The sequence below is a fragment of the Pseudomonadales bacterium genome (assembly GCA_024234435.1).
Taxonomy (GTDB): Bacteria; Pseudomonadota; Gammaproteobacteria; order Pseudomonadales; family Porticoccaceae; genus JACKOF01.
The window spans coordinates 2005051-2026690 of the sequence record JACKOF010000001.1; the positions used below are offsets into that span (position 1 = coordinate 2005051).

At 50.6% G+C, this 21640-nt stretch carries 20 protein-coding genes; 2 read left to right on the forward strand and 18 right to left on the reverse strand.

Translation table 11 applies throughout. The features are described 5' to 3' along the window. Window position 1 precedes the first annotated feature (1 nt). The 5 genes from carA to grpE all read right to left on the reverse strand — a co-directional run bounded on the left by carA (window position 2) and on the right by grpE (window position 6237). The gene (gene carA / locus H7A02_09210) at window positions 2–1177 is read right to left on the reverse strand and encodes a glutamine-hydrolyzing carbamoyl-phosphate synthase small subunit (protein ID MCP5172430.1); all 1176 of its coding nucleotides are present in this window, start codon (window positions 1175–1177) and stop codon (window positions 2–4) included. Between the two features lie 318 nt (window positions 1178–1495). Next, the gene (gene dapB, locus H7A02_09215; GenBank protein ID MCP5172431.1) at window positions 1496–2299 is read right to left on the reverse strand and encodes a 4-hydroxy-tetrahydrodipicolinate reductase; all 804 of its coding nucleotides are present in this window, start codon (window positions 2297–2299) and stop codon (window positions 1496–1498) included. A 115-nt stretch (window positions 2300–2414) separates the two neighbouring features. Beyond that, window positions 2415–3545, reverse strand: coding sequence for a molecular chaperone DnaJ (dnaJ, locus tag H7A02_09220; GenBank protein ID MCP5172432.1), 1131 nt, complete (start codon window positions 3543–3545; stop codon window positions 2415–2417). A gap of 156 nt (window positions 3546–3701) precedes the next feature. After that, a complete protein-coding gene (dnaK, locus tag H7A02_09225) occupies window positions 3702–5621 on the reverse strand; it encodes a molecular chaperone DnaK (GenBank protein MCP5172433.1) in 1920 nt (639 codons plus the stop codon). Between the two features lie 97 nt (window positions 5622–5718). Next, window positions 5719–6237 carry a nucleotide exchange factor GrpE gene (gene grpE, locus H7A02_09230; GenBank protein MCP5172434.1) on the reverse strand — a complete coding sequence of 173 codons (519 nt, stop codon included), beginning with the start codon at window positions 6235–6237 and terminating at the stop codon, window positions 5719–5721. Between the two features lie 216 nt (window positions 6238–6453). Here grpE and recN point away from each other — a divergent pair, with 216 nt between their 5' ends. Beyond that, the gene (gene recN / locus H7A02_09235; protein ID MCP5172435.1) at window positions 6454–8130 is read left to right on the forward strand and encodes a DNA repair protein RecN; all 1677 of its coding nucleotides are present in this window, start codon (window positions 6454–6456) and stop codon (window positions 8128–8130) included. A gap of 44 nt (window positions 8131–8174) precedes the next feature. Here the strand turns inward: recN and H7A02_09240 are convergent, their stop codons facing one another. The 5 genes from H7A02_09240 to H7A02_09260 form a co-directional block, all read right to left on the reverse strand. Continuing rightward, on the reverse strand, window positions 8175–8489 hold the full coding sequence (locus H7A02_09240) for a hypothetical protein (GenBank protein MCP5172436.1): 315 nt from the start codon (window positions 8487–8489) through the stop codon (window positions 8175–8177). Between the two features lie 398 nt (window positions 8490–8887). After that, complete coding sequence (locus tag H7A02_09245) at window positions 8888–9559, reverse strand: glutathione S-transferase (GenBank protein MCP5172437.1); 672 nt, start codon at window positions 9557–9559, stop codon at window positions 8888–8890. Further along, complete coding sequence (locus H7A02_09250) at window positions 9559–10188, reverse strand: hypothetical protein (protein ID MCP5172438.1); 630 nt, start codon at window positions 10186–10188, stop codon at window positions 9559–9561. Before H7A02_09250 ends, H7A02_09245 begins: the two co-directional genes overlap by 1 nt. 46 nt (window positions 10189–10234) lie before the next feature. Beyond that, a complete protein-coding gene (locus tag H7A02_09255; protein ID MCP5172439.1) occupies window positions 10235–10759 on the reverse strand; it encodes a polymer-forming cytoskeletal protein in 525 nt (174 codons plus the stop codon). Window positions 10760–10910: 151 nt separating this feature from the next. After that, window positions 10911–11138, reverse strand: coding sequence for a DUF3820 family protein (locus H7A02_09260; protein MCP5172440.1), 228 nt, complete (start codon window positions 11136–11138; stop codon window positions 10911–10913). A 141-nt stretch (window positions 11139–11279) separates the two neighbouring features. Here H7A02_09260 and H7A02_09265 point away from each other — a divergent pair, with 141 nt between their 5' ends. Next, a complete protein-coding gene (locus tag H7A02_09265; GenBank protein ID MCP5172441.1) occupies window positions 11280–11900 on the forward strand; it encodes an FKBP-type peptidyl-prolyl cis-trans isomerase in 621 nt (206 codons plus the stop codon). A gap of 44 nt (window positions 11901–11944) precedes the next feature. Here H7A02_09265 and H7A02_09270 read toward each other — a convergent pair whose 3' ends face one another. From H7A02_09270 to H7A02_09305, 8 genes are all read right to left on the reverse strand, one after another. Beyond that, complete coding sequence (locus H7A02_09270) at window positions 11945–12997, reverse strand: ABC transporter ATP-binding protein (protein ID MCP5172442.1); 1053 nt, start codon at window positions 12995–12997, stop codon at window positions 11945–11947. Then, window positions 12998–14650, reverse strand: coding sequence for an iron ABC transporter permease (locus H7A02_09275; protein MCP5172443.1), 1653 nt, complete (start codon window positions 14648–14650; stop codon window positions 12998–13000). It abuts the gene before it with no gap. Between the two features lie 104 nt (window positions 14651–14754). Continuing rightward, a complete protein-coding gene (locus tag H7A02_09280) occupies window positions 14755–15777 on the reverse strand; it encodes an extracellular solute-binding protein (GenBank protein ID MCP5172444.1) in 1023 nt (340 codons plus the stop codon). 135 nt (window positions 15778–15912) lie between these two features. Then, a complete protein-coding gene (locus tag H7A02_09285) occupies window positions 15913–16338 on the reverse strand; it encodes a DUF4124 domain-containing protein (protein MCP5172445.1) in 426 nt (141 codons plus the stop codon). A 210-nt stretch (window positions 16339–16548) separates the two neighbouring features. Continuing rightward, window positions 16549–16776 carry a hypothetical protein gene (locus H7A02_09290; protein ID MCP5172446.1) on the reverse strand — a complete coding sequence of 76 codons (228 nt, stop codon included), beginning with the start codon at window positions 16774–16776 and terminating at the stop codon, window positions 16549–16551. 85 nt (window positions 16777–16861) lie between these two features. Next, window positions 16862–17911, reverse strand: a complete 1050-nt coding sequence (locus tag H7A02_09295; protein MCP5172447.1) for a 2-oxoacid:ferredoxin oxidoreductase subunit beta — start codon at window positions 17909–17911, stop codon at window positions 16862–16864. 15 nt (window positions 17912–17926) lie between these two features. After that, window positions 17927–19786 (reverse strand): 2-oxoacid:acceptor oxidoreductase subunit alpha, encoded by a 1860-nt coding sequence (locus H7A02_09300; protein MCP5172448.1) that lies wholly within the window; start codon window positions 19784–19786, stop codon window positions 17927–17929. Further along, entirely contained in the window at window positions 19774–21594 is a 1821-nt protein-coding gene (locus tag H7A02_09305) for an FAD-dependent oxidoreductase (GenBank protein ID MCP5172449.1), read from the reverse strand. The genes H7A02_09300 and H7A02_09305 overlap by 13 nt, the downstream gene beginning before the upstream one ends. Between the last annotated feature and the right edge of the window lie 46 nt (window positions 21595–21640).

Sequence of the window (21640 nt, forward strand, 5' to 3'; positions counted from 1 at the left end):
TTCAGTTGGCCGAAGCCATCAATTCAATAAAATGGTCAAATAACGGGGCTGCGTCGTGCGGCCCTGGGCTCGCTTCAGGATGCCCCTGAAAGCTGAACGCAGGTTTATCAGTACGATGAATACCCTGTAATGAACCGTCAAACAATGACCGGTGGGTAGTCCGCAGATTTTCAGGCAGCGTTTTTTCATCTACAGCAAAACCGTGATTCTGGCTGGTAATCAGGACAACACCGGTATCAAGGCTCTGAACAGGGTGATTGGCTCCGTGGTGACCAAACTTCATCTTCACCGTTTTGGCTCCGGAAGCCAGTGCAAGCAACTGGTGGCCAAGGCAAATACCGAACACCGGAATGCCCGTCTCAAGGATCTGCTGTATGGCTTCGATTGCATAATCGCAGGGTTCTGGATCGCCGGGGCCGTTCGACAAAAACACACCATCCGGGTTCATGGCCAGTACGTCACTGGCTGGTGTCTGCGCAGGCACGACCATTAGCTCGCAGCCACGATCTACCAGCATTCTCAGAATGTTGCGCTTGGCACCAAAATCATAGGCCACGACTTTATAAGGCTTTTCAGCTGGCATGGTAAACCCCTTGCCAAGCTCCCAGCTGCCCTCAACCCAGGGATATGGCTGTTCCGCAGTCACCTCCTTGGCCAGATCCATTCCTTTTAGTCCACCAAATGATTTAGCCACCTCAACAGCTTTGCTTTCATCGAGCTGTTCGTCAACCGAAGATCCCGCCATCAAGCAACCACTCTGGGCGCCTTTCTCACGCAAAATCCGGGTTAATTTGCGGGTATCAATCTCGGCAATGCCAAGAATATCGCGGGACTTGAGGTACTCATCCAGGGATTGTTCGCTGCGAAAATTACTGACCAGCATTGGCAGATCCCGAATGACCAGCCCTGCAGCCCATATACGATCAGACTCTTCATCTTCGCTGTTCACCCCGACATTGCCTATATGAGGGTAAGTCAAGGTCACAATCTGACGAGCGTAAGACGGATCAGTCAAAATTTCCTGATAACCGGTCAACGCTGTATTGAATACCACTTCACCACTGGAAACGCCGCTGGCACCAACAGCAATGCCCCTGAAAATTGTGCCATCCTCAAGCGCAAGAACAGCTGGCCGATGGGTATCGGTACTCAATGCAACCTCCTCATTAGTGGGCATGAAATCCGGAAAGCTGGTCCGGAACAGCTGGAAAACCAGTTTAGAAAGGCTCAGGTTGCAAAAAAGCGAGATGAAAACAACTGCTTCACCTCGCTTTTATCGAATACTTTCGAACGCTTTTGCCTTGCTTTTTAGCCTCGGAAAACCGGTGTTTCTAACCAGCAGAAACTAAAAAAGCATTCTATTGCAAAGCACTTTTGCTGTCCACCCAATTATGAGTAAAGGACGATAAAAAACCATTGCATCGCCCTCACACACCTGCCACCAAAATCAAACAAATCAGAATTTGTGTGAGCAACCCTGCCGTACCAGCAGGCCTTAATTGAGACCCAACACATCCTGCATGCTGAAAAGACCCTTTTTCCTATCTGCCAGCCAGCCAGCAGCGCGAACGGCACCTCTTGCAAAAGACATGCGACTGGAAGCCTTATGGGTAATCTCCACCCTCTCGCCTTCAGCAGCAAAAGTTACTGTGTGGTCGCCAACAATGTCTCCAGCGCGCACGGTCGCAAAGCCAATGGTTTTACTGTCCCGAGCGCCCGTCTGTCCTTCGCGGCCATAAACGGCCACTTCTTTCAAATTGCGACCCAGCGTATCTGCGACCACTTCACCCATGCTCAATGCCGTTCCCGAAGGCGCATCCACTTTATGCCTGTGGTGGGCTTCATAAATTTCGATATCCGAATCTTCACCCAGAACCCGGGCAGCCAGCTCCAGCAATTTGAAACAAAGGTTCACACCGGTACTAAAGTTCGACGCCATACACAGCGCAGTCGTATTGGCAGCGGCCAGCACCAGGGCTTTTTGCTCATCGGTAAACCCGGTAGTACCTACCACCATTTTTTTGCCATTGGCCGCGCAGATAGCCGCATTAACAACCGTAGCTGCGGGCGAAGTGAAATCGATCAGCACGTCAAAATCATCGACCACCAGGTTCAGATCACCCACAACAACAACCCCGTTTTTACCCACGCCTGCCAACTCCCCGGCATCGGCACCTATCAGGGTGCTTTCCGGCCGTTCAATGGCAGCCGCCAACTGTGTAGCCGGATTATTGGTAACCGCTTCGATCAGGGTCTTTCCCATACGACCAGCTGCACCGGTAATAGCCACTTTTATCATTCTGAATCCTTGTATTGTCTCAACACATGCTTCGAGTCGCCTGTTCCGAGCAGTCTCACCCGGAAGAACAGCTATTCGTCGATGATGAAATCAACCCATTGCCATAGACTGCAGGTTACGCAGTAAATCCATCAAAGAACTTTTTCACGCCTTCAAACCAGGATGAACTGCGCGGCGAGTGCTTGACTTCACCCAGACCGGATTGTAACTGACGGAGCAGATCTTTTTGCTCTGAATTCAGGTTAACGGGTGTTTCTACAATCACACGACACAGCAAATCACCAGCACCGCCACCGCGAACCGAAGTCACACCTTTGCCACGCAGCCGGAACAATCGCCCTGTTTGCGTTTCTTCCGGAATTTTCAGTTTCACACGCCCATCCAGGGTCGGCACTTCAAGCTCACCCCCCAGCGCGGCATCAACAATGCTGATGGGTACTTCGCAGTATAAATTGCGCCCATCTCGCTCAAAAATGGAATGTTCCCGCACTCGCACCTGTACATAAAGATCGCCTGAAGGACCACCCTCCGGTCCGGCCTCACCCTCACCGCCAAGACGAATTCGATCGCCATTATCAACGCCGGCAGGCACTTTTACCGACAGGGTCTTCTTATCCTTCACACGCCCCTGACCATAACAACTGCCACAGGGATCATCAATAACACGTCCTCGCCCATGACACTTTGGACAGGTTTGCTGCACCGAAAAGAAACCTTGAGACATACGCACCTGACCGGCACCCTGACAGGTGCCACAGGTAGAGGCAGAGGTTCCCTCTTTGGCACCGGAACCATCACAGGTTTTACAGCTGACCAGCGTGGGAATATCTATTTTCACCGTTGTTCCGCGAACAGCGTCTTCCAGACTCAACTCAAGATCGTAACGCAGGTCCGAGCCGCGCACTGGCCCACCTCGACCACGGCCACCGCGACCGCCAAAGATGTCGCCAAAAACGTCACCAAAAACATCGCCGAAATCACCAAAACCTCCAGCACCGCCACCCCCAAACCCACTTTGAGGGTCAACGCCAGCGTGACCGTACTGATCATAGGCTGCGCGCTTTTCTTTATCCGAAAGCACTTCGTAGGCTTCGGTGGCCTCTTTGAATTTTTCATCGGACTTGGGGTCATCCGAATTCCGATCAGGGTGGTATTTCATGGCAATACGGCGGTAAGCCTTCTTCAGTTCCTGCTCGGAAGCGCCTTTGGCAATACCCAATATGTCGTAATAATCACGTTTGGACATGGACAACGATTTCTCTTGTTGAATAACTCAAAGGCCAGACTTCTAATTAACTATACTCAATTAATTAAAAGACCAGCCCTTGAACGCTGCAATCACGGCTTGCAGGATATACCTCAAGCCGATAATTGCAGCTGTAAGTTGAATAAAAAGCGTTTATTACTTTTTATCATCTTCCTTTACTTCTTCGAACTCGGCATCAACAGCATCATCCGGACTGGAACTCTCTGCAGCGCCAGCCTCCGGCTGCGCTTGTGCTGCCTGCTCTTCATACATCTTCTGAGCCAAACCTGCGGAAGCCTCCGAAAGTTTCTGGGCAGCCGCATCCATGGCTTCCTTGTCGTCACCCTTAACCGCGGCTTCCACCTCAGCGATAGCGGCTTCAATAGCAGACTTCTCTTCATCAGAGGCTTTATCACCAGCTTCTTCAAGGGTTTTCCTGGCTGCGTGAGCGAGCCCATCAGCTGCATTGCGAGCCTGAACCAACTCTTCAAACTTCTTGTCTTCCGCCGCATTGGCTTCAGCATCTTTAACCATGTTCTCAATTTCGTCGTCCGACAAACCGGAAGAAGCCTTGATCACAATCGACTGCTCTTTGCCCGTGGCCTTGTCTTTCGCACCCACATGCAGAATGCCATTGGCATCGATGTCAAATGTCACCTCAATTTGAGGCATGCCGCGAGGCGCCGGAGGAATATCAGCAAGATCAAAACGACCCAATGACTTGTTGCCAGTCGCCTGCTTACGTTCACCCTGAACCACATGAATCGTTACTGCAGTTTGATTATCTTCGGCTGTTGAGAAGATCTGCGATTTCTTGGTTGGAATCGTGGTGTTCTTCTCGATTAATGGTGTTGCAACACCACCCATGGTTTCAATGCCCAATGTCAGCGGCGTCACATCCAGCAGCAGCACATCTTTAACATCACCAGCAAGCACGGCACCCTGAATGGAAGCACCCATGGCAACGGCCTCATCGGGGTTCACATCCTTGCGCGGCTCCTTGCCAAAGAATTCTGTTACTTTTGCCTGTACCAGAGGCATGCGGGTCTGACCACCGACCAAAATTACGTCGTCAATATCGGACGCTGACTTACCGGCATCTTTCAGAGCCACCTTGAGCGGCTCAATGGAGCGATTAACCAGTTCTTCAACCAGCGACTCCAGCTTGGCACGCGTCAGCTTCACCACCAAGTGCTTGGGGCCCGAAGCGTCTGCGGTAATGTAAGGCAAATTGACTTCCGTCTGCTGACTGGAAGACAACTCGATCTTGGCTTTTTCTGCTGCCTCTTTCAGGCGTTGCAGGGCCATGGGATCTTTGTGCAGATCAATACCATTCTCTTTCTTGAATTCATTCGCAAGATAATCAATCAAACGCAGATCAAAATCCTCACCACCCAGGAAGGTATCACCATTGGTAGACAACACTTCAAACTGGTGTTCGCCATCAACGTCCGCAATTTCGATAATGGAGATATCAAAGGTACCACCACCCAGGTCATAAACCGCAATCACGCGGTCACCCGGTGTTTTGTCCATACCATAAGCCAGTGCCGCAGCCGTTGGCTCGTTGATAATACGTTTGACATCCAGTCCGGCAATTTTACCGGCATCTTTGGTGGCCTGGCGCTGCGAATCATTAAAGTAAGCCGGTACGGTGACAACAGCTTCCGTTACAGCCTCTCCGAGATAGTCCTCAGCCGTCTTTTTCATTTTTTTCAGCACTTCAGCTGAAATCTGAGGTGCGGCCTTCTGCTCGCCCTTCACTTCAACCCATGCATCACCGTTATCGGCCTTGACGATTTTGTAAGGCACCATTTTGATGTCTTTCTGCACCACATCATCATCAAACCGGCGGCCAATCAATCGCTTGACGGCAAACAGCGTGTTCTCCGGATTGGTAACCGCCTGCCGCTTTGCAGACTGTCCTACCAGAATTTCATTGTCATCCGTAAATGCAACAATGGATGGTGTCGTGCGGCCTCCTTCGGCATTTTCAATCACTTTTGGCTTACCGCCTTCAAGTATCGCCACACAGGAGTTGGTAGTACCCAGGTCAATCCCGATTATCTTGCCCATGATTTAGTCTCTCAATCTTTCTGTTAACTGTAAAAACCTGACTGGCATGTCCAGATCAAGTGTCTATGGTTGCTATATTGGCCCGTATTTATTAATTTCAACCCTTGGCGACTACTACCATCGCAGGACGCACCAAGCGACCGTGCAAGGTATACCCTTTCTGGAAAACTTCTATCACCGTATTGGGCTCTACATCAGGGTTTGGCACAATGCTCATCGCCTGATGTAACTGCGGATCAAAGGGCTCACCCTGTGGGTCAATCGCTGCCACTTTGAAACGCACCAGCACATCCTGAAAACTCTTCAGCGTCAGCTGCACACCCTCGGCTATGGCCGAATGATCTCCCGAATCGCCATCAATCGCAGCGATAGACCGTTCAAGGTTGTCCACAACGGGCAATAATTCACTAACAAGTTTCTCCATCCCGTATTTGTGAGCATTCTCTATATCCCGCTCTACCCGGCGATGCAGATTCTGCATCTCGGCCTGGGTACGCAGGACCTGCTCACGCGCAGTATCCAGCTCTGCTTGCAGCACCGCCAGATCAGCTTCCGCTTCAGCAGTGAGTTCAACAATATCTGCATCGTCTCCGCTACCCTTCGACTGTTGACGCATTTCTTCAGCACCTTGCTCTTCCGGCAATTCCGAATTCTGTTTATTTTCGTCTGACACCTGTAGCCTCCACCTGTGTTGTCTTCAACCGCTATATTGGGTCGCCCAGCCACCTTTCAAGGGCCGTGTATTTCAATCAATCGAATACAGGGAGCATTTTCAGGCACACAAAATCTGTATAACATAAGCCTCTTGAAATCACTCAGGCCGCCACAAGCCGTGCTCACTGCCATTACCATTAAAAACTTTACACTGGTCGAACAGCTGGAAATCGATTTTTGCCAGGGTATGACGGCAATCACTGGCGAAACCGGCGCAGGAAAATCACTGGTGCTTGGCGCTCTCAGCATGGCTCTGGGTGATCGGGCAGACACCGACCGTATCCGACGAGGCGCGGAAAGAGCTGAGGTGTCAGCACTCTTTGATATCAGCTCAATAACACCGGCCAGCCAATGGCTTATCGATCAGGACTTTGAAAACACTGGCAGCGAATGCCTGCTTCGTCGCATCATCACCAGAGAAGGTCGCTCTCGCGGCTCCATCAACGGCCAGCCTGCAACCATGGCGCAATTGCGAGAGCTGGGAGAAATGCTGATTGATATTCACAATCAGCACGAACACCAATCACTGCTACGCAGGGATACCCATCGCGCCATACTGGATAACTATGCCGACACAGCAATCCTGGCAAATGAAGTAAAACAGCTTTACCAGAGCTGGCGCTCCCTTTCCAACCATCTGACCCGGCTTGAAAATCAGTCAGAAGAGCTGGACGCCCGCAAGGAATTGCTCGTTTTTCAGGTCAATGAGCTAGATCAACTCGAACTGAGCGATAACGAACTGGCTGAACTTGAACAGGAACAGCATCTGCTGGCAAATGCGGAAAGTATCATTCAAAAGAGTCACCAGGTTCTCGATATATGCTCCCAGGCGGAGAACTTTAACCTGCAAACAGGGCTGCACCGCACCCTGCAATTACTGCAGGAAATACCGCAAAAAGCAGATGCCCTGGCATCTGCTGAAAAACTGCTCATCAGTGCCGAAATCGAGATAGAGGAAGCCTCCAGAGAAATCCAGCATTACCTTGACAGTTTCGAGGTTAACCCAGAGCAGTTACAGCAGGTCGAGGAAAGACTCAGCGCAATCTTTCAGCTGGCCAGGAAGCACCGGGTACCCGCCAATGAGCTGTGCGAGAAACACCGCTTACTACAGCAGGAACTGGACAGGCTAAATGGCGGTACAGAGGATATTGCAGCCTTACAAAATCAGCTGGCTAAACTCAAAGATGACTATCTGGACAAAGCCCGCCAGTTGACAAAAAAACGGACGAAAGCCGCTCTTTCGCTGTCCGACGCGGTCAGTGGACATTTTGACTCTCTGGCAATGCAAGGTGCTTTATTTACCCCCCAGCTGGCGCCGTTACCTGAAGGTGAATTTGCCAGCGAGGGTTTGGAAGCCGTAGAGTTTCTGATAGCCACCAATCCGGGCGACCCACCGCGCCCGCTGCAAAAAATAGCTTCTGGCGGTGAATTGTCTCGAATAAGTCTGGCCATACAGGTGATTGCCGCACAAAACTCAGCCATCCCCACGCTCGTATTCGATGAAGTGGATGTCGGTATTGGTGGAGCGACCGCAGACGTGGTGGGCAAAATGCTGCGACAACTGGGCAGTCGGGGGCAAGTGATCTGTGTTACCCACCAACCACAGGTAGCGGCATGCGCTCACCAACACCTGCTGGTAAGTAAAAGAACCCATTCGGAAGGGGCGGAAAGCGGCCTGACTATGCTGCCCCGCGCCGAGCGGGTTAACGAAATTGCCCGCATGCTGGGCGGTGCCAAGGTGACAGGGCGCACCGTCGAGCATGCCAGAGAAATGCTTGAGCTGGCAGAATCCTGACGTTACGAACAGATGACGGTCAGAAAATCCAGTCTCATTACCTATCAGTCTTTTTTATAACCCGAATTACTGCAGCCCAGACAACGCCAAAATGTGGTTTTCAACGGTTCCAGCATGAGCGTCTCAGCGGAACCTTTGACATTCCCTCCCGCAGCGTTAAAAGGCAACCCTACCAGCCACACACCCGCACCTAATACAGTTACCACCGCTCCAGCAGGACGCGCAACCAAGAGGTCCACGGCTATCTCGGCTCCGGAAGGATCGCCAGCAGAATCATTCGGGGCCGCGAACGATAGATGGCTCAACAACACACTGCACAACAATACCACAACATGTGGTCCAAAAAATTTAACCCTCATAATCATTCTCCTTTTTACTTTTCTTGGTAAACGCCTTCCGTCTAACACCTGTCAAGCTACGACTTTTTTACTGTCCCGTATGTTAACACGCTCACACCTTCCTGCTACTGTCTGAATGAGAGGCAGCAACAGGCGCTGAAAGCTCTGAGTTAAAATCCGTCACACAGATATTTCTGACAAGTTGATTTATATCAACGCAGAACCTCGAGCAACGCCCTAAAGTAACTGCCATCGAAGATTATCGAGTGTCATCGGTCAAGTCGACGCGTGACGGAGAGTTCTTATGAACACTGAAGATAATGCGACTTTAGCCAACGTTGGCAAGCTGGTTTTGATGGGTATCGCCATTATGGTGATCCTGATTATCGCCGCTAACATGATTGGTTAATGTCTTACTTCTAACCTATCTCTTTGGAGTAGCATCCCGAGTTTTCGGGAAACACTGTGGGGGCGCCACCCCGCTTCCACGGTGTCCTTTTTTTCATCACAACGGCAAACAAATCACTCTCAAGAAATCTATTCAGCCACCGTTGAAGCTTGGGGTACGGCCTGTTGTCAAACCACGGCTTATCGACAAAGGCGAACTGCCGAATAAACGGGAACAGGGCAACGTCGACAAGACTGATCCTGTCTCCACACAAATAACGGCTGGCCGTCAGGCACCTCTCCAGCCTTCCAGGAAATGCTTCTGCCCTGGCTCTGTATTCTTCAGCTGTTAATTCCGGGTAACGGTCAGCGTATTTGTAACGGTCCAGATCTTGCTTAAAAGAAAAATCATTTTCTTTTATCAGCTGCTCTGCCGTTGCTATGGCAGGCTGATTCAGCCACCCATTCGGGTCAGAGTAACGCAATGCCCACAGCATGATATCGCAGCTCTCATCAATCACCGATCCATCAGGCAATACCAGCACCGGCACTGTACCTTTCGGGGACACTGACAACATTTCAGCAGGTTTGTCCTTCAACACAACCTCTCTCAACTCAACCTGCAACCCGGCACAGGCAATCGCCATACGCGCTCTGATTGCATAGGGGCAGCGCCGAAAGGAATAGAGTACCGGCAAAGGCATCATCCAGATGCCTGCTTGCGATCAGTGCTTTTTGCTTCACCCGCAGTTAATAGCATCTCAATCCTGCCATCTGCAAGCAACAGGCTTTTACTCACTTGCAGGCAGAAATCATTTTGCCCCAGAACCCCTTGCCCATGAGGATAAACCGGCAACTGCTTTTCTGCCCTCTCCCTGCAGACAAAACTACCCCTGTCCAGCACGCTATAGTTCTGATTTGGGAGCGGGTTTTTCCGGTTCGACAGGCAAAAACCATGACCTTTGGTGTTTCCATGTAAATACGGCACCAACGCTGAACTAAAAGCACGCAGTGCAGGCAAGTCCAGATAATTGAAAAAATCCCAGAACAGACAGATATCAAAACGAGTACCCTCAGGAAAATTCAACAGCTCCCGAAACAGAAGTGACAGCTCCTGATCCGACTCTTTATTATCCAGCACACACGGGTTCAGCTCTCTGGCGGCTGCATATTCACAATTAATATCAGCCAGATACAGACGGCATCTGTATTCGGCGAAGAAATTGACTGTTTCCGGCTGGGCAGCACCCAGATCCAGAATTTGCAACCCTCGCTGCCCATCGAAAGCGTCTGCCAATAACGGGAACAGTTTACTGCTAACCGTGGATTTCATTTGGTCCGGGTTTTCCACATGCGTGGCTATTTCCAGCTGCTAATGCTCAACCACCAGTGTTTTTTGCCGGATGATTAGCGGCCTTTTCATCAGCAGGTTTCTCAACGCTAATTTGCGGGACTTTTGCCGACACACGGGCATCACGATTAGCTGATTCCCCAGGATCCATATCAATACTGCCTTTAAACTTGGCACCATCTTCAAGCGTGACCCTTGGCGAAACAATATTGCCACGCACATTGCCACTACGGGTAATGGTCACAACATCGTTGCCGATGATATCCCCCTCTACCTGTCCTTCAATACGGACCACTTTGGCAGTGATATCGGCATTCACCTCACCACTTTTACCAACAGCCAGCTCATGCGCGTGCAGGTTGATAGAACCCTCGACTTTACCTTCAATAATCAGGTTTTCATCACCGGTTACCTCGCCCTTGATCACCACGGTCTTACCGATTACCGCACTTGAACTGCCCGGATTGCTGGGCACCGGAGCCGAAGAAGGGCTGCTTTGAAATGAAGAGGAAGGAGAAACTTCGTCTCTGCTGTTTTTCTGTTTGTCAAACATAGTAGCATTCACCTGTTTCTGGATTAGAGAGGTCTTGATACTAGCAATTGAATCTTTTATCAGCCAGTACCTGCTTATCATTCCGGCACATCGTGCCGCAGGAACGCAAAAGATAACTTACTTTCACCAAACAATGATCATCCAATGAACGTCAGTGTATCCGGGGATAATTTCGCAGTGGGTCCAGTACAGCTTCTTGGCCATTCACTTTAATTTCCAGTGTTATCTGCAACAAATCACCGAGCCGACCTGAGGGGAATCCCCTGTTGGCAAACCATAACAGGTATTCTTCAGGCAAATCGACCAGCACCCTCCCGGCATACTTTCCGAACGGCATGGACATATTAGCAATATCAATTAGATCTTTCTTTTCAATCATCTTTTTCTTGTCAGACAAATTTTTGCCGACATTATAAGCATAGAATAACCTTGTAATCCTGAGATTTACCCCCACCTATCCTAGTTAATTCATCCGGTGCTGCCGTATGCATGGCATGCACCTTCAACTCCGAGGGACCTCATGTCAGATATCGATTTTTCAAGTAATGAAACAAAAGCCTCCTATGGTATTGGCCTGCAGATGGGCCAGCAATTGAAAGGAACCTTTGATGGTGTTTCTCTAAATGCAGCCCTGGCGGGCATTGAAGATGCGTTTAATCAGCGGGAAATGCGTATCCCCGGCCAGGATATCAATGCTGCATTCGAAGTTATTCAGGCAGAACTTCAGCAAAAACAGACTGCTCAGGCGGCCGAACAATCTGCCGAAGGGGAAGCCTTTCTGGCGGAAAACGCCCTCCGCGAAGAAGTGATCGTTACTGAATCCGGACTTCAGTATGAAATTATCGAACAGGGTAACGGCGCCGTTCCGTCAATTTCCTCGGCGGTTCGCACACACTACAGAGGCACACTGATTGATGGCACGGAGTTTGACAGCTCTTATAGCCGCGGAGAACCGGCAGAATTCCCGGTCGGCGGTGTGATCAGTGGCTGGACCGAAGCACTGCAATCCATGTCGGTGGGCTCCAAGTGGAAACTCTTTATCCCTTACCAACTGGCCTACGGTGAGCAGGGCGCAGGCGGTGCAATAGGCCCTTATCAGGCACTGATTTTCGAGATTGAACTACTGGACATTGTGGCCTGATCCTTTTCGATCAGCACGGCGTCCCGGGATTTGCTCCGGGGCGCTTATCGGTCAAACAACACCATATGATCAAGATGAGGTTCCAGGTAAACTTGCTGCCCTATGACAAAATCATGATGGCTCGGCATTTGCGAAAGCAACTCTTCACCCCCATCCAGCTTTAACGTATAGAGCGTTTCAGCACCACGAAATGCCCGGTCAATAACTTCACATCGGGTTGAATCCCGGGACTCCTGCTCGTTCAAAACAAGATCATCAGGTCGCAACAAAACAGCAACGGGGCTACCTTTTGGCCAGCCATAGGCCCGATTACCCGAGAGTATGCCGATCGCAGTATCAACCGTGTCCGGCGCAACAAGCCTGCCAAACAGAAAGCGGCCCTGACCAATAAAGTTAGCGACAAAGCGGTTTACAGGCTCGTGATAAAGATTAAAAGGCGTGTCAATCTGCTCTATGCATCCTTTTCGCATCACCGCTATGCGCTCTCCGATCAAGAAGGCTTCATTCTGATCATGGGTGACAAACAGTGCGGCGGTACCCTGATCCTTCAGAATGTTGCGCACATCAATAGCCAACCGCTCGCGGAGGCTCACATCCAGGCTGGAAAAAGTCTCATCCATCAACAACAGACGCGGCTTTGGAGCCAACGCTCTGGCCAGTGCAACACGCTGTTGCTGCCCCCCTGACAATTCATCCGGATAATGTTCTGCATGTTCTTCGAGGCCAACCAGAGCCAACAACTCCACTGTTCTGCTATGCTGATCAGCGCGGCTCAAATGCCGCAAACCAAAACGGATATTGCTAGCTACCGTGAGGTGCGGAAACAATGCAAAATCCTGAAAAACCATACCAACACCACGCTGTTCGGGCGGCACGGTCATGTCGGTTTTCGAGACCAACTTGCCGTTCAGGTAGATTTCACCACTTACAACCGGCTCCAGCCCGGCAATAGCCCGGAGCACTGTCGTTTTCCCGCAACCACTGGGCCCCAGCAGGCTCACCAACTGGCCCGACTGCATGGACATGGAAATCTCCCTGACAACAGCTTTATCTTCATAACCACAGCAAAGATCGGTTATCTCCAGTAACTGCTCCATCTACATCGGTTCCTGTGTTTTTGTATGACCATTTACAGACAATGGTTGCTGCTTGACCGACTCCCGAATAGGACGTGCCGAGCGGTTGACCAGCACAATTACCGGCAGTAATCCCGCCAGAATCAAGGTAATGGCCGGTAACGCGGCATGCTGCCATTCACCTTCTGAAGTCATTTCATAAATACGAACAGACAATGTATCCCAGCCAAACGGCCTCAACAGCAACGTAGCTGGCATCTCCTTCATCACATCCACCAACACCAGCAATGCAGCAGTCAACAAGCCGGGTCTCAGCAACGGCAGATAAATCGATAAAAAGATACGTCGATTATTGGCGCCCAGGCTTCGAGCCGAGTCAGCCAGAGAGGGGCGAATACGTTGCAGACCACTTTCTATAGGGCCAAATGCAACCGCCAGAAAACGCACCAGATAAGCTATCAGCAATGCTACCACTGTGCCGCCAAGTAACTGACCGGTTTCAACACCAGTGAACGCATGCCACAAAGAGCCCAGCGCATTATCCACTCCGGTAACAGCCAGCATGACACCAACGGCCAGCACTGAACCCGGCAGCGCATAACCCAGAGTGGCAACCGCTACGGAGTTACGGATAATCAAATCACCTTTTTTGCCCTGGTAACGTTGAGCAAATGCCAGTAACAGCGCTCCGGTGAGGGTTAGCAGCGTCGCTGAAGCCCCCAGTGCCAGGGTATGCCACAGCAGTTCAAAATAGCGGCGATCCAGATCAGCAGTAACAACCTGATAACTCCACGCACATAACTGAGCCACAGGTAACAGAAACGCCAGGAAAAATACCAGCCCTGACACTGCTGTTGCAAAAAAAGCCCTGAAGCCCTTCAAAGGGAGACGAATGTCACGCAGCGCTTGCGCCTGATGGTATTTCGCTCGCCCCCTAAGATGGCGCTCGGCATAAAGGGCCACAGCAACAAATATCAACAGCAGTGACGCTAGCTGGGAAGCCGCTTGCAAATTGAACAGGCCAAACCAGGCTTTGTAAATTGCCGTTGTAAACGTATCGTAGTTAAACACCGCAACAGTACCAAAATCGGCCAGCGTTTCCATCATGGCAAGCGACAAACCCGCTACAATAGCGGGACGTGCCATCGGCAGCGAAACTCGAAAAAACACTCCCCAGCTGTTTTGCCCCAGTATTTTAGCCGCATCAAGTGTATGCGCGCTTTGCGCCAGAAAAGCCGAACGAGCCAGCATATAAACGTAAGGGTAAAGCACCAGCGTCATGACAATAATCACTCCGCCGGTACTGCGGATTTGCGGTAGCCTGATATCGCTGCCGAACCACTCGCGTAACTGAGTCTGCAACGGCCCGGCAAAATCAAACATCCCCAGTACAACGAACGCGAGCACATACGCAGGAATCGCTAGCGGCAGCATGAGCAACCAGTCAAACCAGCGACGTCCGGGAAATTCCGTCATTGTGGTCAACCAGGCCAAGCCAACGCCCAGCAACAGCACCCCTACAGCCACGCCTGCCTGTAACACCAGTGTGTTAATAATGAGATCGGCCAGAACGGTCTGTGCCAGGTGTTGCCAGACACTGTTATTCGGCTGCAACCAGCCGGAGAAAATCACCATCAATGGCAGCGCAACCATGATGGCAATTCCTATCGTCATAAAATGCCAAAAGCGCAGCTTCCCGAAGAAAGCCGCGCCTGGCGTATCACTCAATAACAATTAAGGTCTCATGCCTCGTAAAAGTGTAACGAAAAAACAGGCCTTCAGCGGTAGCCCGCGCGATCCATGAGCATTACAGCCTGAACTTGCAGCTCTCCGGCTGTGGACAAATTCTGCCGGTCTGCTTTGAATTTTCCCCAAGCCACCACCTGCGGGTCAACAGCAACATCTGGATTAACCGGGTATTCCAGATTGATGCCTGCAAACATGCCCTGGGCCTCTGCGGATGACAACCATTCCAGCAGCGCCTGCGCGCCTCCAGGGTTCGGTGCAAATCTGGTAATCCCGGCACCGGAAACATTGATATGCACACCACCGTTTTCATCGGCTCCCTGATTGGCCCAGAACAGCGCCAGGCTCGTGGCCGGATTGGACTTTTGCAGCCTGCCAAAATAATAGGTGTTCACAATACCGACATCACATTGCCCGGCCTCTATCGCAGACATCACGTCATTGTCGCTGCCATAAGGCGCTGCTGCAAGATTATCAATCCAGCCTTCAACAATCTGCTCTGTTTTCTTTTCGCCCAACCGGGCAATCATCATCGCCACTAAGGACTGGTTATAAACTTTTTTCGACGTGCGCAAGCATAAGCGACCACGCCATTCAGGATCTGCCAGATTCTCATAACTACTGAGTTCTTCAGCTTTCAGTGCCTCGGTATTATAAACAATCGTGCGGGCGCGAACCGAAAGGCCATACCAGCGGTTTTGCGGATCACGCAAATGGGCGGGAATGTTATCCTGCAATGTTTTCGAGTTGAGTGTCGCCAGAACACCGCTGTCTGCTGCCTGCCAGAGATTCCCCGCATCCACGGTCATCAGAATATCCGCTGGTGTCCGACTGCCTTCAGCCTTCAAACGCGCCAGCAGTGGCGCAGCACTGTCGGTAATGTAACGAATTTTCACCCCGGTTTTCTTTGTATACGCATCAAAGAGGGGCTTTATCAAATGCTCTTTGCGCGCGGAGTACACGACCACCTCGTCAACAGGTGTACTTCCGCTTACAACCTGAACCGCAACAAGGGTTGAGGCGACCATAACCAGACCGGCTAACAGCTTTTTCATCGGATCAATTACCTACTCAGAAGAACGGGAAAAGAGATTTTAATGAGAATGATTCTCATTTTCAACTGATTCAGATCAAAAGGATCGCGAATTGATGAAAAACATTCCGCCAACTGTTTGACTAATCACGCGTGGCTACCTGCAATGCTTCCGAATCTGCTCTTCTAGGCTCTCGATCATGCGTTGCTGCTCATCTTCACTGACAACGATTTCCTTGCCGTCTTCACCCGTCATATAAAAACGGCCGCGCAGTGTCTTTAAATTGCGCTTCGCTTTTATGCAGGCCTGCTGCATTCTGCTTTGCTGCTTTTTTTGCTTGTCGAGGTGATAATTTTTCTCTTCAGGCGTTTCCCCCTTGAATATCTGGCTCAATTTCTCAGTTTCACTGGCACTGGAGTCCACATTGATCGTTTTCAAATCGGCAGAAACATCCTCTGCTTTTCCTGTGTCGGGTTTCTTGTCAGAAAAGTGTACTTCACCATGCTCGTCTACCCAGCGATATATCTGCGCCGAAGCAACGCTCGAAACTGCCAACAGCACAACCAATATCAGCCTACCCATAACTCCCTCTCGACAACAGTGTCCATCCGACAATCTTGCTCGATTACGGAAAGGATTTCCAGCCTGACATCCGTGACATTGATACCGATAACAGTGGCTGCCTGAAACAGGAGAGGTAAATCAAATCAAGATAAAGATAAAGATAAAGAACGGTTGATTGCAAAGCAGTGAGAATGAAAACCTTCTCAGCAGAGCAGGCACCCCCCACTTTCATGCAGGTCCATCGTCACCGGCGGCGCCCGGAGGCATATATTTTGCGGCATCAATGATCGACCAGATATGGATAATCCAACCCAGAAAAATCAGCCACAACAGAGTTGCCAGTACAAACATCAAAGCAGCACTTAGCAGGCGGCCCTGTACCAGCTGCCCCAAGCCTGGAATAAAAAAACTGCAGATGGCAGCAAGCACATTGCCGCCTGAACCCTGACCTGACATATCAAGTAATTCCCTCACAAGCACCTGTACCCATAGAGTAGAACCATAAACTTACAGAAAAATGACGTTAAGACACAGGCAGTTGTCAGCACAGACTATCGTTGATCGCATCCAGCGCTTTACTGCCCGGACAAAGCTCGGATACCCCACAATCGCGCAAAGGTTTTTGAATGGTAGACTGAATTTCGTGAAAATCCCTGCTGTCCGGGTCTATATAAAGCAGGCCGGTAAGGATATTGCCCTTGTCTTTGTGAGACCGAATAGCCCGCAAAGCCGAGCCCCGGTCTGCAACGTCAAGATCGGTCTCTTTATAAAGATGAATGGAAGAACCATCATGCAGGGTAATCTCATGACTGAAGCCCGGTTCATAATCTGCAGTAATTTCCTGCTGGAACGGCACAAAATCGGCCTTCCCTGTCGCCTCCCTGTGGTCGCGGAAAAACTGGTAGCTTTTGGTGGAATTGGGCGTGTCATTAAAGGTAACGCAAGGGGAAATAATGTCCAGCAGCGCAAAACCCTTATGAGACATGGCCGCTTTCAACAATGGCACCAACTGTTCCTTGTCCCCTGAGAAACTGCGTGCAACAAAACTGGCGCCCAGTTCAAGAGCCACAGCACAAAGATCAATAGGCTCAAAGGGATTAGGATTGCCTTTTTTACTGGTTGAGCCAATATCGGATGTCGCCGAATCCTGACCTTTGGTCAAACCATAACAACCGTTATTCGCCACCACATAAGTCATATTCAAATTGCGGCGAACCACATGTGCAAATTGCCCCATACCAATGGAGGCTGTATCTCCGTCGCCGGAAACACCCAGGTAAATCATCTGGCGGTTAGCCATATTGGCGCCGGTTGCCACAGATGGCATACGACCGTGTACTGAATTGAAACCGTGAGAATTGCCAAGAAAATAAGTAGGCGTTTTTGAGGAGCAACCAATACCGGATACTTTTGCCACATTGTGCGGTTCAATAGCCAGTTCGAAGCAGGCCTGAATAATGGCACCGCTGATTGAATCATGACCACAGCCGGCACAGAGAGTCGAGAGACCACCTTCGTATTGGCGTTTGGTATAGCCAAGCGCATTAGTCGGTAAGTCAGGGTGGCGAAAACTGGGGCGCAGGTAACTCATTTTGAAAACCTCTGCTTATGCTTCCGATTGCCGGGCAATCTGTTCCGCGCTGATAGGAACAACGTTATTGGTTTGCAGCACTGCCCGAACATGGTCGGAAATCCAGCGTGCTGTGATCGGCATACCATCATAGGAAAGCACCTTTAACAGTTTGCGGGGATCGGTATCGCACTCGTTAATGAGCAAGGTGCGCATCTGGGCATCACGATTTTGCTCCACAACAAAAATTCGCTGGTGATTTCTGAGAAACGCTTCAACTTCCTGATTAAACGGAAATGCGCGAACGCGTAACGCATCAATGTGTATGCCCTCTTCACGCAAAATATCCAGTGCTTCGTAGGTTGAATCTGCCGAAGTTCCGAAGAAGATCACACCATCGTCTGTGCTTTGTTCCGCCAGCCTGATTTCCGGTTTGGGCACATAGTTTTTACCGGTTTCCCACTTCAGCAGCAAGCGATCCATGTTATGCACATAATCATTACCGCTTTCCGTGTAAATTGCGTATTCATCCCGCGAGGAACCACGCGAGAAAAATGCACCTTTGGTGGGGTGCGTTCCGGGATATGTGCGATAGCAAATACCATCACCATCCATATCCTTGTAGCGACCAAATCGCTCAGTCATATTTTCCAGAGCATTGAAATCAAGCACCTTGCCACGATCATATTGTCGTTCGTCATCCCACACCAGCCGCTCGGAGAAATGTTCGTTCATCCCCAGATCGAGATCACTCAGAACTATCACCGGCGTTTGCAGACGATCAGCCAGATCAAAACTGGCAGCTCCCATCTCGAAACACTCGTTAACGCTGGCGGGAAACAGCAAAACCTGTTTGGTATCGCCGTGGGAGGCATATGCTGCCGCCAGAACATCGGATTGCTGTGTGCGAGTCGGCATACCTGTTGAAGGCCCGGCTCGCTGAATATCAAACAGTACCGCCGGTACTTCTGCAAAATAGGCCAGCCCCAGAAACTCGCTCATCAGTGATACGCCCGGACCAGAGGTAGCGGTGAACGCCCGAGCACCATTCCAGGAGGCACCTACCACCATACCGATTGCTGCCAGCTCATCTTCAGCCTGAGCAATGGCATATTTTTTCTGACCGGAACCAGGATCAATACGCAGGCGTTTGGCATACTTTTCAAACCCCTCGACAACAGAGGTCGACGGCGTAATCGGATACCATGCAACGACTGAAGCGCCACCATAAACGGCACCCAAACCAAGTGCAGCGTTACCTTCCATCAGGATGTGATTGTCCGCAAGCCGCCTTGTTTCAGCACGAATTCCCAGCGGACACTGAAAATGTGTAGTCGCGTACTGATAACCCATTTCAAGTGCATGGATATTAGAAGCAATCAGCTTTTCCTTCTTTTGGAACTGATCCCGGACAAGGTTTTTCATCACCTCGAAATCCATATCCAGCAGAGCCGCAAGCGCGCCGATGTAGATCACGTTTTTAAACAGCTGGCGATGCCTGGGATCACGGTATTCCACACGACACATCTCGGTCAGCGGAATCCCCATCATAAGAATATCGTTGCGCTGCAACCGTAAATCCAATGGCTTGGTGGAGTCGTAAATCAGATAACCACCAGACTCGACTGTCTGAATATCATCAGCCAGGCTCTGGGGGTTAACAGCCACCATAAGATCCACGCCACCTCGCCGTCCCAGATAGCCGTTATCGTTCACACGCACTTCGTACCAGGTAGGCAAACCCTGAATATTGGAGGGAAAAATATTTTTCGGGCTGACGGGAATACCCATTCTGAAGATTGTTTTGGCGAACATATTGTTGGCACTGGCCGAACCGGTACCGTTGATATTTGCGAACCGGACGACAAAATCGTTGACTGCTTCTATTCGTTGCATGCTATCGCTCGCTGTGCATTGCTATTGACGGACAGCGGCGCTGCCTTGGTCACCGAATAATAAAATTGCTGCATATCCCAGGCCGCAGTCGGGCATCGTTCAGCACACAAACCGCAGTGCAGACAAACATCCTCGTCTTTCACCATCACTCGACCGGTTTTTAAATCTTCGGAAACATAGAGATCCTGCTGCTGGTTTTTGGCCGACACCCGCAATGAATCCCGCAATACCGGTTCTTCATCATTTTGCAGAAAATTGATGCAGTCCATTGGGCACACATCAACACAAGCATCGCACTCAATACAGCGAACTTCATCAAATACTGTCTGCACATCACAGTTGAGACAACGCTGGGCTTCATCAAATGCCTGAGCAACGTCGAAACCCAGTTCGACTTCCAGTTTCCGATCCTGCAAAGCACTGGTGAGTTCCACCAGTGGTACGACCTCACGGTCATCGCTGGATACCGCATTGTCATAACTCCAGTCATGAATGCCCATTTTCTGGCTAACCAGATTGGTACCCGGAGCCGGGCGCTCGGTCAACGTTCGGTCGCTGAGAAAAAGATCAATTGATATGGCGGCCTGGTGAGCCTGTGCAACAGCCGTAATAATGTTTTCCGGACCAAAAGCCGCATCCCCGCCAAAAAAGACTTTGCGGTTGGTAGACTGGAACGTCACCTTGTCCAGCTGTGGCAGACCCCAATCATCAAATTCAATGCCAATATCCTTTTCAATCCAGGGGAAGGCGTTTTCCTGGCCAATCGCAACCAGCACGTCGTCACAGGGGTAGAACACTGGCTCCTCACCTGTTGGCAGCAATGATCGTTTACCCGCCTCATCGAAAACGGCCTCGACTTTTTCAAAGCGCATGCCAACCAACTTGTCCTCCTCTATCACAAACTCAAGAGGCACATGGTTATCAATGATAGGAATACCTTCGTGAAGGGTGTCTTCTTTTTCCCACGGTGACGCTTTCATGCTTTCAAACGGACTGCGTACAATCACCTTCACATCTTCGCCACCCAGCCGGAGCGCAGTACGGCAGCAATCCATGGCGGTGTTACCACCACCCAGAACAATTACTTTTTTACCCACTTTTACCGTATGTTCAAACGCAACGCTGGCAAGCCAGTCAATGCCTATATGGATATTGGCGTCGCCGATTTCACGGCCAGGCAATCCGGCAAGATCACGTCCTCTGGGCGCACCACTACCCACAAAGACGGCATCATAATTTTTAGCCAGCAGATCGTTAAGGCTGTCAACATAATGATTGAAGTGCGCGACCGGCCCCATACCGAGAATAAAACCAATCTCTTCATCCAGCACGGATTCAGGCAGACGGAAAGACGGTATCTGGCTGCGCATGAAACCACCGCCAGTAGGCTGTTCATCGTAAATATGTAATTCATACCCCAGCGGGGCCAGATCACGGGCCACTGTGAGCGAGGCAGGACCAGCGCCAACGAGGGCAACTATCTTGCCATTCGACACAGCCGGGGGTAGCGGCATGCGACCGGCAACATCTTCTTTAAAGTCGGCAGCAACCCGTTTCAGCCTGCAAATGGCTACCGGTTCCTCGTCAACCCGTCCCCTGCGACAAGCGGGTTCACAGGGTCGATCACAGGTGCGCCCCAGCACCCCGGGAAATACATTGGATTCCCAGTTGATCATGTAGGCATCCGAATAACGCCGCTGCGCTATCAGACGTATATATTCAGGAACAGGCGTATGTGCCGGACAGGCGTACTGACAGTCCACTACCTTATGGAAATATTCAGGATTTTTTATATTTGTCGGTTTCACAGGAAACCCCAACTGCCACCAAGAAACTTGGTAAATGATTCTGTCA

Excerpts from the sequence above, each read along its gene's own strand:
- carA (MCP5172430.1), bottom strand. The coding sequence starts at position 1,177 with ATGCCCACTAATGAGGAGGTTGCATTGAGTACCGATACCCATCGGCCA.
- dapB (MCP5172431.1), bottom strand. The coding sequence starts at position 2,299 with ATGATAAAAGTGGCTATTACCGGTGCAGCTGGTCGTATGGGAAAGACC.
- dnaJ (MCP5172432.1), bottom strand. The coding sequence starts at position 3,545 with ATGTCCAAACGTGATTATTACGACATATTGGGTATTGCCAAAGGCGCT.
- dnaK (MCP5172433.1), bottom strand. The coding sequence starts at position 5,621 with ATGGGCAAGATAATCGGGATTGACCTGGGTACTACCAACTCCTGTGTG.
- grpE (MCP5172434.1), bottom strand. The coding sequence starts at position 6,237 with ATGCGTCAACAGTCGAAGGGTAGCGGAGACGATGCAGATATTGTTGAA.
- H7A02_09240 (MCP5172436.1), bottom strand. The coding sequence starts at position 8,489 with ATGAGGGTTAAATTTTTTGGACCACATGTTGTGGTATTGTTGTGCAGT.
- H7A02_09245 (MCP5172437.1), bottom strand. The coding sequence starts at position 9,559 with ATGCCTTTGCCGGTACTCTATTCCTTTCGGCGCTGCCCCTATGCAATC.
- H7A02_09250 (MCP5172438.1), bottom strand. The coding sequence starts at position 10,188 with ATGAAATCCACGGTTAGCAGTAAACTGTTCCCGTTATTGGCAGACGCT.
- H7A02_09255 (MCP5172439.1), bottom strand. The coding sequence starts at position 10,759 with ATGTTTGACAAACAGAAAAACAGCAGAGACGAAGTTTCTCCTTCCTCT.
- H7A02_09260 (MCP5172440.1), bottom strand. The coding sequence starts at position 11,138 with ATGATTGAAAAGAAAGATCTAATTGATATTGCTAATATGTCCATGCCG.
- H7A02_09265 (MCP5172441.1), top strand. The coding sequence starts at position 11,280 with ATGTCAGATATCGATTTTTCAAGTAATGAAACAAAAGCCTCCTATGGT.
- H7A02_09270 (MCP5172442.1), bottom strand. The coding sequence starts at position 12,997 with ATGGAGCAGTTACTGGAGATAACCGATCTTTGCTGTGGTTATGAAGAT.
- H7A02_09275 (MCP5172443.1), bottom strand. The coding sequence starts at position 14,650 with ATGACGATAGGAATTGCCATCATGGTTGCGCTGCCATTGATGGTGATT.
- H7A02_09280 (MCP5172444.1), bottom strand. The coding sequence starts at position 15,777 with ATGAAAAAGCTGTTAGCCGGTCTGGTTATGGTCGCCTCAACCCTTGTT.
- H7A02_09285 (MCP5172445.1), bottom strand. The coding sequence starts at position 16,338 with ATGGGTAGGCTGATATTGGTTGTGCTGTTGGCAGTTTCGAGCGTTGCT.
- H7A02_09290 (MCP5172446.1), bottom strand. The coding sequence starts at position 16,776 with ATGTCAGGTCAGGGTTCAGGCGGCAATGTGCTTGCTGCCATCTGCAGT.
- H7A02_09295 (MCP5172447.1), bottom strand. The coding sequence starts at position 17,911 with ATGAGTTACCTGCGCCCCAGTTTTCGCCACCCTGACTTACCGACTAAT.
- H7A02_09300 (MCP5172448.1), bottom strand. The coding sequence starts at position 19,786 with ATGCAACGAATAGAAGCAGTCAACGATTTTGTCGTCCGGTTCGCAAAT.